The organism is Pseudogemmobacter hezensis, assembly GCF_013155295.1.
Classification (GTDB): Bacteria; Pseudomonadota; Alphaproteobacteria; order Rhodobacterales; family Rhodobacteraceae; genus Pseudogemmobacter; species Pseudogemmobacter hezensis.
This window is the reverse complement of record NZ_JABJXT010000001.1, coordinates 271652-284952: the sequence shown is the minus strand read 5'-3', so window position 1 is coordinate 284952 and position 13301 is coordinate 271652. Positions and strand designations below refer to the sequence as shown.

Here is a 13301-nt window from a genome sequence, read left to right as displayed (position 1 = left end):
GGGCCGCCGCCTGATCCTGTGCACGCATGTCAGCGCGGGGCCTGGGCCTGAATGGCATCCCACCATTCGCCCAAAGTCGCGCTTTCGGCAAAGACCGCGAAATCGGCTTTCAGCCCGGCCTGCTCCCATGCGGTGACCAGCTGCATCAGCCGCAGCGAGTCCAGCCCCAGGTCGGGCAGATGGTCGTCATTGCCGACCTCTTCGGGTTCCAGATCAATCAGCCGCGCAATATCGGCCCGCATTTTTTCAAGCGTCACAGTCATTTGTCGGCTTCTTCTTTCAGATAACGGGCCCGCAGATCGGCGCGCAGTTTTACCCGGCTGATCTTTCCAACGGCGGTGGTGGCAAATTCCGTCACGAAAACCACCTCATCGGGCACTTTGAAGGCGGCGATATTGCGCCCGCGCATAAAGGCCTTGATGGCACTGGCTTTGGGGCGCTCAGCGCCGGGGGTGGTATCGGGGGTGGCGATGACAAAGGCGCAGCTGCGCTCGCCCAGGAAGGCATCGGGAATCGAGACGACGGCGGCGTCAAAGACCTGCGGATGCGCCAGCAGGTGATCCTCGATCTCTTCGGCCGAAATCTTTTCGCCGGCGCGGTTGATGTGATCGCCGGCGCGGCCCTGAACAACCAGATAGCCGCCGGGCAGCTGTTTCACCATATCGCCGGTGCGATAATAGCCGTCAGCGGTAAAGCTGCGGGCGTTTGCGGCGGGCTCATTGTGATAGGCGCGGATCGTATAGGGGCCGCGGGTGTGCAGATAGCCTGCCTCGCCCTGGGGCACCGGCTGGCCATTGTCATCCAGCACCAGCACCTCATCATCGGGGCTGATCGGGCGGCCCTGGGTGTTGATGATGATCTCTTCGGGGTCATCAAGGCGGGTGTAATTGACCAGCCCCTCGGCCATGCCAAAGACCTGCTGCAGGGTGCAGCCCAGTGTCGGGCGCACGCGGGCTGCCGCCTCGGGGATGAATTTCGCGCCACCCACCCCCAGCACCTGCAGGCTGGAGAGGTCGTGCTTCGTGCCAGGTGCCGCCTGCATCCACAAAAGCGCCAGCGGCGGCACGAGGCCGGTGATGGTCACGCCCTCGGCCTCAATCAGCGGGAAGGCGGTGGCGGGGGCGGGGTTTGGCGCCAGCACCACCTTTGCTCCGACCGAAAGCGCCCCGAACACGCCCGGCGACGACATCGGGAAGTTATGCGCGACGGGCAGGGCGCAGAGATAGACGCTGGCCTCACTCAGCCCGCAGATCACCGCGCTTTCGCGGAAGCTGTAGATATAGTCGTCATGGGTGCGCGGGATCAGTTTCGACAGGCCCGTGGTGCCGCCCGAGATCTGCATGAAGGCAACCGCCGAAGGGTCGGTTTCCGGCAATGCCTGGGGCGTGACGCCCTGGCCCAGGCTGGCAAAGGGGGTGAACTCTGCCGCCTCGCCCAGCACGATGACCTGCAGCGCGGGGGTGGTGGCCTGCATCTCGCGGGCGAGGGCGCGGTAGTCATAGCCCTCCCACTGATCGGCGATCACCAGGGCCTTCGCGCCAGAGCGGGCGATGAAATGGGCGATCTCGGTCTGGCGATGGGCGGGCAGGGCGTAGACGGGCACGAGGCCTGCAAGGAACAGCCCAAAGACCGCCGGGAAAAAACCCGCGATATTCGGCAGTTGCACGACGACCCGGTCACCGGGGATCAGGCCCTGCGACAGATAGCCCTGGGCTGCGCGCTCGGATGCGCTCAGCAAGTCATCATAGCTGAGCCGTGTTTCACCGCCGACCACGGCGATGCGGGGGCCATGCTCCTGCGCCAGCCTGCGCAGCATTGCGGCGAAGGTCTCGCCCGTCCAATAGCCCTTTTCGCGGTAACGGGCGGCGAAGTCCGCAGGCCAGACCTGGCGGGGCGCATTCTCCTGCGGTGACGGCTGCGATGACGGCTGCGATGAGGGGGCGACCTGAAGGCCCGCATCAGGCGGCAGGGTAACGTCAGGCGGCAGGGTAACGTCAGGCGGCAGGGTATCGTCAGGCGGCAGGGTAACGTCAGGCGGCAGGGTATCGTCAGACATGGCGCACCTTTGAACTGTTGCAGCAAAGCTGTTGCGGCAGAGAGGTGCAGGCCGAAAGCGGTGGTGCAGATGAAAACTGCTGCCTGGCCGCCAGGGCCGTCGTGACTGCCTGCCCGGAATTGTCGCGCCCGCCATAATCCGGCCTGGAGAAATAGTCAACTTTACGACAGGCGGTTGGCAGGCGGCGCATATTCACTTAACCGGGATCCTGACGCCCTATTTCATGATGTAAGCAAGGTATAAGCATGACCCAGACGACGCTTTCGCTGAAAGACACCCCCCAGGCCTATGGCAAGATCACCCGTGCGCTGCACTGGTCGATTGCGGCCCTGGTGGCCTGGCAGTTCATGACGATGATCCTGAAGGTCTTCTTCGGCGTCTCTCCACGTGAAAGCGCGATTGTCGGCTCGCATGGGCCGGTGGGGACGGCGGTCTTCGTGCTGGTGGTGATCCGGGTGATCTGGTCGGTGATGAATGCAGGCCGCCGCCCCGATCACGGCGCCGGGCTGAAGCGGGTGGCCGTCAAGGCCGGGCATGGCATCCTTTATCTGGTGATGCTGATCGTGCCGCTGGCGGCGCTTTTGCGGGCCTTTGGCTCGGGGCGTGGCTTTTCGCCTTTTGGCTTTCAGCTGTTCCCGACCCGTGAAACGCCGATCGCCTGGATGGTCGATTTCGGCAATGCGGTGCATGGCGAGCTGGGCTGGGTCTTTGGCGTGCTGCTTTTGGGCCATATCGTGATGGTCGGCGTGCATGAGGCGATGTGGAAAGACGGCACCATGGCGCGTATGGCCGGGCGCCGGGCGCTGCGCTAAGCCGCAGGGCAGGCCCCGGGGTCTGGACCGGAAGCGGCGCTGATATACAAGAATTCCCCTTGCCCTGGCGCAGCTTACACGTCAGGCATGGGGGATGCAGATCACCAGCGTCACCTCGGTCAGGGATGAGGGGCCCTATCTCCTCGAATGGATTGCCTGGCACCGGCTGCTGGGGGTCACTGATTTCCTGGTCGCCTCGAATGATTGCCGCGATGGCACTGACCGGCTGCTGGATGCGCTGGCGGATGCGGGGGTGCTGCGCCATCTGCCGCAGCCGCCGATGGCAGAGATCAGCGGCGAGAAGGGCACGCCCAAAAGTGTGCAATGGCGGGCGCTGAAGGCCGCCTGGGCACAGCCAGAGCGCAAGTCCAGCGACTGGATGCTGATCTCTGATGTCGATGAATTTCCGATGATCCATTGCGGCAACCATCGGCTGACTGACCTGATCGCCGCCCTGCCCGAAGAGACCGAGGCGGTGGCCCTGGCCTGGCGGCTTTTCGGTGCGAATGGCCATACCGCTTTCACCGATCAGCCGGTGACGGGGCAGTTCACCCGCTCGGCCCCGCCTGCGATGCTGCATCCGGTGGCGGCGACGTTTTTCAAAAGCCTGTTCCGCCCCGCAGCCTTTCAGCGCCCCGGCGTGCATCGCCCGACGCGCCGCCCGGATGCGCCGCCTGCGTATTGGGTGGATGGCAGCGGGCGGGCGCTGCAGGGGCCCTATCTCAGCGACCGCAGGCTGTCGCTGATGTCGCTGGACGGGTATCGGGCGCTGGCCGAAATGCATCACTACTCGCTGCGCTCGGTCGAGGCTTTCGTGGTGAAATCGGATCGCGGTCTGCCCAACCGCAGCCTGAAGGGCATCGATCTGCACTATTGGATCGAGCGCAATTTCAACACTGAGGAGAACAGGGCGGCGCTGGCGCTGGCGCAGCCACTGGCCGCAGAGATTGAGGCGCTGAAGGCGCTGCCGGGGGTGGCGGCGCTGCATCAGGCCGCCTGCGACTGGCACCGCGAGGCCTTTCGCCGCCTGATCTTGACGCCCGGGGGCTATCACCTCTGGGCGGGCTGCCTGCATGCGGCAAACAGTGCGGTTCTGTCTGACCGCCTGGCGCGGCAGCTGTTGCGCCAGTTCCAGTCGGTCGGGGGCGCAGGGGCCGCGGAAGGTACGGGGGAAGATAGTGGCTGAGGGGATTGGCCTTTGGCCGCCGGGGCCGGGGTGTCACTGTCGTACCGGGCTGGGCGCCGGTCTGGGCGATGGGTCGGGCGATGGGCGCGAAGGCGCGTGACCCCACATCCCGGCCCTGGATTTCCGCTGGCCTTTCGGCTGATTTGCCATTAGAGTTTTCAGTCAGGACCCGGAGGCTACATCCGGGCCAGAGGCAGTATTCGGATTTCCGATCTATCGAGGCGTATCCCCATGACTGAGATGGTCTATGGTTCCTCACCCGTTGCTATGCGCGAGCCGGTGCTGCCGCGCTGGTGGCGCACGGTTGACCGCTGGACACTTTGTTCGGTTTTTGTGCTGTTCGGGATCGGGCTTTTGCTGGGGCTTGCCGCCTCGGTGCCGCTGGCCAGCCGGAATGAGCTGAACCAGTTCTTCTATGTGCAGCGTCAGGCGATGTTTGGCTGTGTGGGGCTGGCGGTGATGATCGCCATCTCGATGATGCCGCCCGCTTTGGTGCGCCGCCTGGGGATCATTGGCTTTCTTTCGGCGCTGGTGCTGGTGATGGCGCTGCCGATTGTCGGCCAGGACCATGGCAAGGGCGCGATCCGCTGGCTGTCGATCGGGGGCTTTTCGCTGCAGCCGTCGGAATTTCTCAAGCCCGGCTTCGTGATCGTGACCGCCTGGCTGATGGCGGCGGCGCAGGATATCAACGGCCCGCCCGGCAAGATCATCTCTTTCACGCTTCTGGGCCTGGTGGTCGGCTTTCTGGCCATGCAGCCCGACTTTGGTCAGTCGGCGCTGATCGTTTTCTCCTGGGGCGTGATCTATTTCGTCGCAGGCGCGCCGATGCTGCTGATCGCCAGCGTGATCGGCATTGTCGCCTTTTGCGGCTTTACCGCTTACGGTGCCTCTGAACACTTTGCCCGCCGGATTGACGGCTTCCTCTCGCCTGATGTCGACCCGCGCACCCAGCTGGGCTATGCGGCCAATGCGATCCAGGAGGGGGGCTTCTTCGGCGTGGGCGTCGGCGAGGGCCAGGTGAAATGGTCGCTGCCGGATGCGCATACCGACTTTATCATCGCTGTCGCCGCCGAGGAATATGGCCTTGTGCTGGTGCTGATCATCCTGGCGCTGTTCGGGATCATCGTCGTGCGCTCTCTGGTGCGGCTGACGGCCGAGCGTGACACTTTCACCCGCCTTGCCGGCTCGGGCCTTGCCTGCATCTTTGGCGTTCAGGCGATGATCAATATGGGCGTGGCGGTGCGGCTGCTGCCGGCCAAGGGGATGACGCTGCCCTTCGTGTCCTATGGCGGCTCGTCGATCATTGCGGCGGGGATTACGGTTGGCATGCTGCTTGCGCTGACACGCTCGCGCCCGCGTGACCGTATGGCGGAACTCTTCGGGCGGAGGCGCTGAGGATGGCGGCCAAAGGTGGGGCCAACAGAAAAGCAAAACCGCTGCTGCTGATCGCGGCAGGGGGCACGGGCGGGCATATGTTCCCCGCCCAGGCGCTGGCCGAGGCGATGCTGGCCCGGGGCTGGCGGGTCAAACTGTCCACCGATGAGCGCGGCGCCCGCTATGCCGGGGGCTTCCCGCGCTCGGTGGTGATTGAGAAGGTGGCCTCGGCGACTTTTGCCCGGGGCGGGATCGGGGCGAAACTGGCGGTGCCGTTTCGCATCCTGGGTGGGGTGATCGGCGCAATCGCGCAAAGCCTTGGCGACCGGCCTGCGGTGGTGGTGGGCTTTGGCGGCTATCCGACCATTCCGGCGCTGTCGGCGGCCTGGCTGTTGCGCCGCCCGCGGATGATCCATGAGCAAAACGGCGTGCTGGGCCGGGTCAATCAGATCTTTGCCAAACGCGTTGACCGTGTCGCCTGCGGCACCTGGCCCACGGCTCTGCCCGCAGGCGTTGAGGGCGTGGCCACCGGAAACCCGGTTCGCGCCGCCGTGCTGGAACGCGCCAGCGCCCCCTATATCGAGCCGGGCGACTACCCGATGAGCCTTTTGGTCATCGGCGGCAGCCAGGGCGCGAAGATCCTGTCCGATGTGGTGCCAGCCGCGCTGGCGCTCTTGCCGGAAGGCCTGCGCGACAATCTGCGCGTCGCCCATCAGGCCCGCGCTGATGATGCCGAACGCGCAGGGGCCGCCTATGCCGAAGCCGGGATCCGGGCTGAGATCCGGCCGTTTTTCGACGATATCCCCCGGCGGCTTTCCGAGGCGCAGCTGGTGATCTCGCGCTCAGGCGCTTCATCTGTCGCGGATATTTCGGTGATCGGGCGGCCCTCGATCCTGATCCCCTATGCCGCCGCAACCGGCGATCACCAAAGCGCCAATGCCCGCGGGCTGGTTGATGCCGGGGCAGCCGTGCTGATCCCCGAAAAATTACTTGACGCCAGCAGCCTGAGCGCCCAGGTCGCAGCCGTCCTTGGTGCGCCGGGGGCCGCGCGGCAGATGGCCGCCAATGCATTGGGCTGTGCCCGCCCGGACGCGACCGAACATCTGGTCGCGCTGGTCGAAGAGCTGGCAGGAGAGATAAAATGAACGCTGCAACCAAACTGCCGCTGGAGCTGGGGCCGATCCATTTCGTGGGGATCGGCGGCATCGGCATGTCGGGGATTGCCGAAGTGCTGCTGACGCTGGGCTATCGGGTCCAGGGGTCGGATAGCAAGGCCTCAAAGATCACCGACCGCCTGGTGGGGCTGGGGGCAGAGTTTCATGAGGGGCAGCGGGCTGAGAACATCACCGAAGAGGTCTCGGTGGTGGTGATTTCCTCGGCGATCAAGCGCGGCAACCCCGAGCTGGAAGAGGCCCGTCGCCGCAAGCTGCCGGTGGTGCGCCGCGCCGAGATGCTGGCCGAGCTGATGCGGCTGAAATCGAACATCGCCATCGCGGGCACCCATGGCAAAACGACCACCACGACCATGGTGGCGACGCTTTTGGACAAGGGGGGCTTTGACCCGACCGTGATCAACGGCGGCGTGATCCATGCTTATGGCTCGAACGCACGCGCGGGCGCGGGCGAATGGATGGTGGTTGAGGCCGACGAGTCTGACGGATCCTTCAACCGCCTGCCTGCGACGATTGCGATTGTCACCAATATCGACCCCGAGCACATGGAGCATTGGGGCACCATCGAGGCGCTGCGCAAAGGCTTCCTCGATTTCGTCTCGAACATCCCCTTCTACGGCGTGGCGGTCTGCTGCACCGATCACCCTGAGGTGCAGGCCCTGGTCGGGCGTATCGCTGACCGCCGGGTGATCAGCTTTGGCTTCAACGCCCAGGCCGATGTGCGGGCGGTGAACCTCAGGTTCGAAAACGGCAAGTCCTGCTTTGACATCCAGCTGCAAAATGAGGGCGAGGGCACGGTTATCGAAGGCTGCGAGCTGCCGATGCCGGGCGATCACAATGTCTCGAACGCTTTGTCCGCCGTGGCCGTCGCCCGGCACCTGGGGATGAAGAAAGAGGAAATCCGCGCGGCCCTGGCCGCTTTCGCGGGCGTGAACCGCCGCTTTACCCGGGTGGGTGAGGTGAATGGCGTGGCGATCATCGACGATTACGGACATCACCCGGTTGAGATCTCGGCGGTGCTGAAGGCGGCGCGTCAGGCGGTTTCGGCAACGCCGGGGGCGCGGGTGATCGCGGTGCATCAGCCGCATCGCTATTCGCGGCTTTCAAACCTGTTTGACGATTTCTGCACCTGCTTCAATGAGGCCGATGTGGTCGGTATCGCCGAGGTCTATGCCGCAGGCGAAGACCCGATCGAAGGCGCCAGCCGCGATGATCTGGTCGCAGGCCTGATCGCCCATGGCCACCGCCACGCCCGCGCGGTGATTGATGAGGCCGATCTGGCGCGGCTTTTCCGCGAACAGGCCCGGCCGGGCGATATCTTCGTCTGCCTCGGCGCGGGTACCATCTCGGCCTGGGCGAACAATCTTCCGGCAAAGCTGGCTGAAAAGGCAGAGTGAAGGTGAGCGCCGCCCCTCGCAGCCAAAGCTCGCGTCAGGCAGGGCGGTGCCGGCGGGCGGGGTATTGCCAACAGGTGGGGGTATCCGCATGACCCTGCCGCTGATCCTTGGCTGTCTGTGGCTGGTGCTGGCGAATGTGATCGCCATGTTTCCCACCCGGGACAAGCATATCCGGGCGGGTATGGTGCTGGCGGTGGTCGGGATCCCGCTTCTGGGCTGGATCACCTGGAGCAATGGCCCGCTTTGGGGCTTGGCCTTTCTGATCGGTGGTGCCTCGATCATGCGCTGGCCGCTGATCTGGTTCTGGCGCTCGGTCCGTCGCACGGGATAGCCGGGAGCTTTGGGCGCGTTGGGGCCGGGCGGGGCAGGATCTGCCGCTCCACGCCATAATTGTGCCGCCATATTCTGCAAATCTCTGCCCGGTTGACCCGTGCAGAGAACGTCATGTCATTTGTCTTTGTTGTCCCGGCTTTCATGGTTTTCATCCTGGTGCTGGCGGTGCCGTTCTTTGGCCGCAGGGACTATGGCTTTCTGATCAGGCTGGTGCTTTTTCTGTCAGCGATATTGGTGGTGCTGCTGCCAATCGGATATGCGGCCAGCAAAGCCAGCGACGGCCCTGAGTTCTTCCTTTATTGGTTCGCAGCCCTTCTGGCGCCCTTCGAATGGCTGTCTGGTTCGGAAGGTGCGGAGGGCGGCGCCCGCCTGATCTCTGAGGGCGAGGGGCTGCTGGGCAAGATCGTGTCCAATGGGCCAGCGGTGGCGGTCACGGTGGTGATACTGGCAGCCTGCGCGCTGAAGGTTTTGCATCTGATGGCGAAGCGCCGCCCGTCAGAGTGAAGCAGCAGGCGGTGGGGTGGTTCCGCCCCTTTGATCGCAGCCCCCTTGCGCAAATATGGCCATCGCGGCTAGGTCTGGGGCATGAGCATCTCTGCCCCCCCCTCTCCCCCGAATACGCCCCCGAATGCGCATCTGAATCCAGCCCCGGATCAATCCGTGCAAATGCCGCAGCCGCGTGGCGTATTGACCCCTGATCGTCCGCTGGCCGATCTGACCTGGCTGCGCGTTGGCGGCCCGGCGCAATGGTTCTTCCAGCCCGCCGATGAAGAGGATCTGGCGCAGTTTCTGCGAGAGCTGCCGCCTGAGATTGCGGTCTTTCCGATGGGGGTCGGCTCGAACCTGATCGTGCGCGATGGCGGCATTCCGGCGGTGGTGATCCGGCTGGGGCGTGGCTTCAACACCATCGCCATTGAAGGCGAGCGGGTGATTGCCGGCGCGGCGGCGCTGGACGCCCATGTTGCCCGTAAGGCCGCCGAGGCCGGGCGCGATCTGACCTTCCTGCGCACCATCCCCGGCAGTATCGGCGGCGCGGTGCGGATGAATGCGGGCTGCTACGGGCTTTATGTGGCCGATCACCTGGAAGAGGTGCGCATCATCACCCGCGCGGGCGAAACCCGTGTGCTGGCGGCGTCTGAATTGCAGCTGCGCTATCGCCAGTCTGATTTGCCCGAGGGCGCGGTGCTGGTCTCGGCCACTTTCCGCGCACCCGAAGGCGATCCGGCAGCGCTGGCCGCGCGGATGGAAGAGCAGCTTGCGAAACGCGATGCCTCGCAGCCCACCAAAGAGCGCACGGCGGGTTCTACCTTCCGCAATCCGGCTGGTTTTTCCTCAACCGGGCGCGAGGGCGACAGCCATGAGCTGAAAGCCTGGAAGCTGATCGACGATGCCGGAATGCGCGGCGCTACCATTGGTGGTGCGCAGATGTCGCCCATGCATGCCAATTTCATGATCAACACTGGTGGCGCAACGGCAACGGATCTCGAATCACTTGGGGAAGAAGTTCGAAAAAAGGTGTTCCAATCCAGCGGGATCACGCTAGAATGGGAAATCATGCGGGTTGGCGTCACGGTTTCGTGAAAACAGTTCCGCAAGAGTCAAGACCAGGAATGAAGGCCCTGGATCCAGGTGGCGCCTTGCGTTAGGTGCCGGACAGACCGGATCCTGCGGTAAAAAGCAGATCGGCGTTAAGCCGGAATTAATCAATAAGGGGTCACAAAGACCCCGAGAGGCAGTAAATGGCGGCGGGATCGGGCAGATTTCCCCGCGTGGCGGTTTTGATGGGCGGCATGTCGGCCGAGCGGGAGGTTTCTCTCTCGACCGGGCATGAATGCGCCAAAGCGCTGCGTGAGGCGGGTTATGATGTGGTTGAGGTGGATGCAGGCCGGGATCTGGTCGCGCGTCTGGCCGAGATCCGCCCTGATGCCGTTTTCAATGCGCTGCATGGTCGCTGGGGCGAGGATGGCTGCGTGCAGGGTATCCTGGAATGGCTGAAGATCCCTTACACCCATTCGGGGGTGCTGGCCTCGTCGCTGGCGATGGACAAGTCGCGCTCGAAAGAGGTGTTCCGCACCGCAGGCCTGCCGGTGGTCGACAGCGTGATCGTCTCGCGCGAGGCGGTGGCCGAGGGCCATGTCCTGCCGCCCCCCTATGTGGTCAAACCCAATAATGAGGGCTCTTCGGTCGGCGTCTACCTGGTTCATCCCGGATCAAACGCGCCGCGCCTTGCCGAAACCATGCCCGCCCAGGTGATGGTGGAAACCTATGTGCCCGGCCGTGAGATGACGGTCGCGGTGATGGGGGATCGGCCGCTGGCGGTGACCGATATCGTCACCGATGGCTGGTATGACTATGATGCGAAATATAAAACGGGTGGCTCGCGCCATGTGATCCCGGCTGATCTGCCGCAGGAGATCGCCGATGCCTGTCTTGATATCGCGGTCCGGGCGCATCAGGCGCTTGGCTGCCGCGGGCTGTCGCGCTCGGATTTCCGCTGGGATGAGACGCGCGGCCTTGCGGGCCTTGTGCTTTTGGAGGTGAACACCCAGCCCGGCATGACGCCGACCTCGCTTGCGCCCGAACAGGCAGCGCATCAGGGCATTTCCTTCCCGGAACTGTGCTCCTGGCTGGTCGAGGATGCCTCATGCGATCGCTGATCCCCTTTCGCCTGCGGGCCGCGAAACACAGCGGTTATCGCGCTGGCCGCGCGGCTGGCCGGGCCGAGCCGCCGATGACCCGCGCCCCGGTGGCGCATGATCCGGCGCCGACGGTCTGGGCCTACCGGATGCAGCGCGTCATGCTGACGCCTTACCTGCGCACCATGCTGCGTGTCGGCCTGCCGATCTGCGGGCTGGCGCTGGCGGTGACGGTTTACCTGGGCGATGAGGCGCGGCGCAACGCGGCGATTGGCGTCTTTACCGACCTGCGCGAGAAATTTGAGCAGCGCCCCGAATTCATGGTCTCGCTGATCTCGATCGAGGGCAGCACGCCCGAGCTGGGCGATGCGGTGCGGGCGCGGCTGGATCTGAACCTGCCCAAAAGCTCGTTCGATCTGGATCTTGAGGCCGCGCGGGCCCGGGTCGAGGAACTCGACGCGGTAAAAAGCGCCGAGCTGCGGGTGCGCTCTGGCGGCATTCTCAGCGTGATTATAACTGAACGTCAGCCGGTGCTGGTCTGGCGTCAGGCCGATGGTCTGACCATGGTTGATGAAACCGGCCACCGTGTCGCGGGCCTTTTTGAGCGTGGCGACCGCGCCGATCTGCCGCTGATCGCGGGGCAGGGCGCGGATGTGGCAACGCCCGAGGCGCTGCAGATCCTGGCGGCCGCCGGGCCGATTGCGTCTCGTGTGCGCGGCCTTGTCCGCATGGGCGAGCGTCGCTGGGACATCGTGCTTGACCGCGACCAGCGTATCCTTTTGCCCGAGGACAACCCCGTGCGCGCGCTGGAGCGCCTGCTGGCGCTGGACAAGGCGCAGGACATGCTGGCGCGTGATCTGGCCTCGGTCGATCTGCGTCTGCCGACCCGTCCGACCCTGCGTCTGACCCCTTTTGCGATGAATGAAATGCGTCGTGGCCGTGGCCTCGATCCCCTGCCCGAAACCGTGGAGACCGAATTGTGACCGACCTCTACCAGACCCAACGCGCCATGCGGAACATGCGCCGGGCTGCTATGCAGCGGGGCGTTATTGCAATTCTTGATGTGGGCACCTCGAAGATCGCCTGCCTCATCCTGCGCTTCGACGGCGAGGCCCGCCTGCGCGAGGTCGAGGGCGTCGGCCCGATGGCCGGCCAGTCGAAATTCCGCATCATCGGGGCCGCCACCACCCGTTCGCGCGGGGTGCGCTTTGGCGAGATCGCGGTGATGAATGAGACCGAACGCGCCATCCGCACCGCCGTCCAGGCGGCGCAGAAGATGGCCAATGTCCGCGTTGACCACGTGATCGCCTGTTTCTCGGGCGCCGAGCCGCGCTCTTACGGGCTGGCGGGTGAGATCGATCTCGAAGACAATGTCGTCACCGAACAGGATATCGCCCGCGTTCTGGCCTCTTGCGACATGCCCGATATCGGGCCAGGGCGTGAGGTTCTGCACGCGCAGCCGGTGAATTTCGCGCTGGATCACCGCTCGGGTCTGGCGGATCCGCGCGGCCAGATCGGCAATCGCCTGGCCTGCGACATGCACCTGCTGTCGGTGGCGGATTCCGCGATCCAGAACCTGCTTTACTGCATCCAGCGCTGTGATCTTGAACTGGCGGGGATCGCCTCTTCGGCCTATGCCTCGGCCATCTCTTCGCTGGTCGAGGACGAGCAAGAGCTGGGCGCGGCCTGCATTGACATGGGCGGCGGCGCGACGGGCGTGTCGATCTTCATGAAAAAGCACATGATCTATGCCGATTCCGTGCGGATGGGCGGCGATCACGTGACGGCAGACATCTCGAAAGGGCTTTATATCCCGACCGCCGATGCCGAGAAGATCAAGACCCGTCACGGGGGCCTGCATGCCACTGGCATGGATGATCGTGACATGATCGAGCTGGGCGGCGAAAGCGGCGACTGGGAGAAGGATCGCCGCCGGATTTCCAGGACCGAGCTGATCGGCATCATGCGTCCGCGGGTGGAAGAGATCCTCGAAGAGGCGCGGGCGGTTCTGGATGCGGCGGGCTTTGACCATCTGCCCAGCCAGCAGATCGTGCTGACGGGGGGCGGCAGCCAGATCCCGGGCCTGGATATGCTGGCCAGCCGGATCCTTGGCCAGCGCGTGCGGCTGGGCCGGCCTTTGCGTGTGCAGGGTCTGCCGCAGGCGGCGACCGGCGCGGCCTTTGCCAGCGCGGTGGGCTTGTGCCTTTTCGCGGCGCACCCGCAGGACGAGTGGTGGGACTTTGAGGTTCCCGCTGAACGCTATCCGGCGAAGTCGCTGCGCAAGGCGTTCAGATGGTTCCGCGACAACTGGTAACCCCTGGATACGGCACCACTT

The 13301-nt window shown here is 64.7% G+C and carries 13 protein-coding genes; 11 read left to right on the top strand and 2 right to left on the bottom strand.

All coding sequences use genetic code 11. The annotated features are described in order from the left end of the window. Nucleotides 1–29 precede the first annotated feature (29 nt). Entirely contained in the window at nt 30–263 is a 234-nt protein-coding gene (locus HOY34_RS01310; protein WP_172359494.1) for a phosphopantetheine-binding protein, read from the bottom strand. Next, nucleotides 260–2056: a (2,3-dihydroxybenzoyl)adenylate synthase gene (locus tag HOY34_RS01305; protein WP_172359493.1), complete on the bottom strand. Its 1797-nt coding sequence runs from the start codon at nt 2054–2056 to the stop codon at nt 260–262. Before HOY34_RS01305 ends, HOY34_RS01310 begins: the two co-directional genes overlap by 4 nt. Nucleotides 2057–2301: 245 nt before the next feature. Here HOY34_RS01305 and HOY34_RS01300 point away from each other — a divergent pair, with 245 nt between their 5' ends. From HOY34_RS01300 to ftsA, 11 genes are all read left to right on the top strand, one after another. Beyond that, nucleotides 2302–2868, top strand: a complete 567-nt coding sequence (locus HOY34_RS01300; RefSeq protein ID WP_172359492.1) for a cytochrome b — start codon at nt 2302–2304, stop codon at nt 2866–2868. A gap of 94 nt (nt 2869–2962) precedes the next feature. Further along, complete coding sequence (locus HOY34_RS01295) at nt 2963–4054, top strand: glycosyltransferase family 2 protein (RefSeq protein WP_172359491.1); 1092 nt, start codon at nt 2963–2965, stop codon at nt 4052–4054. A 231-nt stretch (nt 4055–4285) separates the two neighbouring features. Then, nucleotides 4286–5449 carry a putative lipid II flippase FtsW gene (gene ftsW, locus HOY34_RS01290; RefSeq protein WP_172359490.1) on the top strand — a complete coding sequence of 388 codons (1164 nt, stop codon included), beginning with the start codon at nt 4286–4288 and terminating at the stop codon, nt 5447–5449. 2 nt (nt 5450–5451) lie between these two features. Continuing rightward, a complete protein-coding gene (locus HOY34_RS01285; RefSeq protein WP_172359489.1) occupies nt 5452–6573 on the top strand; it encodes a UDP-N-acetylglucosamine--N-acetylmuramyl-(pentapeptide) pyrophosphoryl-undecaprenol N-acetylglucosamine transferase in 1122 nt (373 codons plus the stop codon). Then, nucleotides 6570–7997, top strand: coding sequence for a UDP-N-acetylmuramate--L-alanine ligase (gene murC, locus HOY34_RS01280; protein ID WP_172359488.1), 1428 nt, complete (start codon nt 6570–6572; stop codon nt 7995–7997). The genes HOY34_RS01285 and murC overlap by 4 nt, the downstream gene beginning before the upstream one ends. Before the next feature lie 88 nt (nt 7998–8085). Next, a complete protein-coding gene (locus HOY34_RS01275) occupies nt 8086–8328 on the top strand; it encodes a DUF2484 family protein (RefSeq protein WP_172359487.1) in 243 nt (80 codons plus the stop codon). A gap of 113 nt (nt 8329–8441) precedes the next feature. After that, a complete protein-coding gene (locus tag HOY34_RS01270; protein WP_172359486.1) occupies nt 8442–8834 on the top strand; it encodes a hypothetical protein in 393 nt (130 codons plus the stop codon). 162 nt (nt 8835–8996) lie between these two features. Then, nucleotides 8997–9911, top strand: a complete 915-nt coding sequence (gene murB / locus HOY34_RS01265) for a UDP-N-acetylmuramate dehydrogenase (protein ID WP_172359651.1) — start codon at nt 8997–8999, stop codon at nt 9909–9911. A 158-nt stretch (nt 9912–10069) separates the two neighbouring features. Further along, on the top strand, nt 10070–10987 hold the full coding sequence (locus HOY34_RS01260) for a D-alanine--D-alanine ligase (protein ID WP_172359485.1): 918 nt from the start codon (nt 10070–10072) through the stop codon (nt 10985–10987). Continuing rightward, complete coding sequence (locus tag HOY34_RS01255) at nt 10975–11949, top strand: cell division protein FtsQ/DivIB (RefSeq protein WP_172359484.1); 975 nt, start codon at nt 10975–10977, stop codon at nt 11947–11949. Before HOY34_RS01260 ends, HOY34_RS01255 begins: the two co-directional genes overlap by 13 nt. Beyond that, nucleotides 11946–13280 (top strand): cell division protein FtsA, encoded by a 1335-nt coding sequence (gene ftsA, locus HOY34_RS01250; protein WP_172359483.1) that lies wholly within the window; start codon nt 11946–11948, stop codon nt 13278–13280. The genes HOY34_RS01255 and ftsA overlap by 4 nt, the downstream gene beginning before the upstream one ends. Nucleotides 13281–13301 lie beyond the last annotated feature (21 nt).

Excerpts from the sequence above, each read along its gene's own strand:
- ftsW (WP_172359490.1), top strand. The coding sequence starts at position 4,286 with ATGACTGAGATGGTCTATGGTTCCTCACCCGTTGCTATGCGCGAGCCG.
- HOY34_RS01260 (WP_172359485.1), top strand. The coding sequence starts at position 10,070 with ATGGCGGCGGGATCGGGCAGATTTCCCCGCGTGGCGGTTTTGATGGGC.
- murC (WP_172359488.1), top strand. The coding sequence starts at position 6,570 with ATGAACGCTGCAACCAAACTGCCGCTGGAGCTGGGGCCGATCCATTTC.
- HOY34_RS01300 (WP_172359492.1), top strand. The coding sequence starts at position 2,302 with ATGACCCAGACGACGCTTTCGCTGAAAGACACCCCCCAGGCCTATGGC.
- HOY34_RS01305 (WP_172359493.1), bottom strand. The coding sequence starts at position 2,056 with ATGTCTGACGATACCCTGCCGCCTGACGTTACCCTGCCGCCTGACGAT.
- HOY34_RS01295 (WP_172359491.1), top strand. The coding sequence starts at position 2,963 with ATGCAGATCACCAGCGTCACCTCGGTCAGGGATGAGGGGCCCTATCTC.
- HOY34_RS01285 (WP_172359489.1), top strand. The coding sequence starts at position 5,452 with ATGGCGGCCAAAGGTGGGGCCAACAGAAAAGCAAAACCGCTGCTGCTG.
- murB (WP_172359651.1), top strand. The coding sequence starts at position 8,997 with ATGCCGCAGCCGCGTGGCGTATTGACCCCTGATCGTCCGCTGGCCGAT.
- HOY34_RS01255 (WP_172359484.1), top strand. The coding sequence starts at position 10,975 with ATGCGATCGCTGATCCCCTTTCGCCTGCGGGCCGCGAAACACAGCGGT.
- HOY34_RS01310 (WP_172359494.1), bottom strand. The coding sequence starts at position 263 with ATGACTGTGACGCTTGAAAAAATGCGGGCCGATATTGCGCGGCTGATT.
- HOY34_RS01270 (WP_172359486.1), top strand. The coding sequence starts at position 8,442 with ATGTCATTTGTCTTTGTTGTCCCGGCTTTCATGGTTTTCATCCTGGTG.
- HOY34_RS01275 (WP_172359487.1), top strand. The coding sequence starts at position 8,086 with ATGACCCTGCCGCTGATCCTTGGCTGTCTGTGGCTGGTGCTGGCGAAT.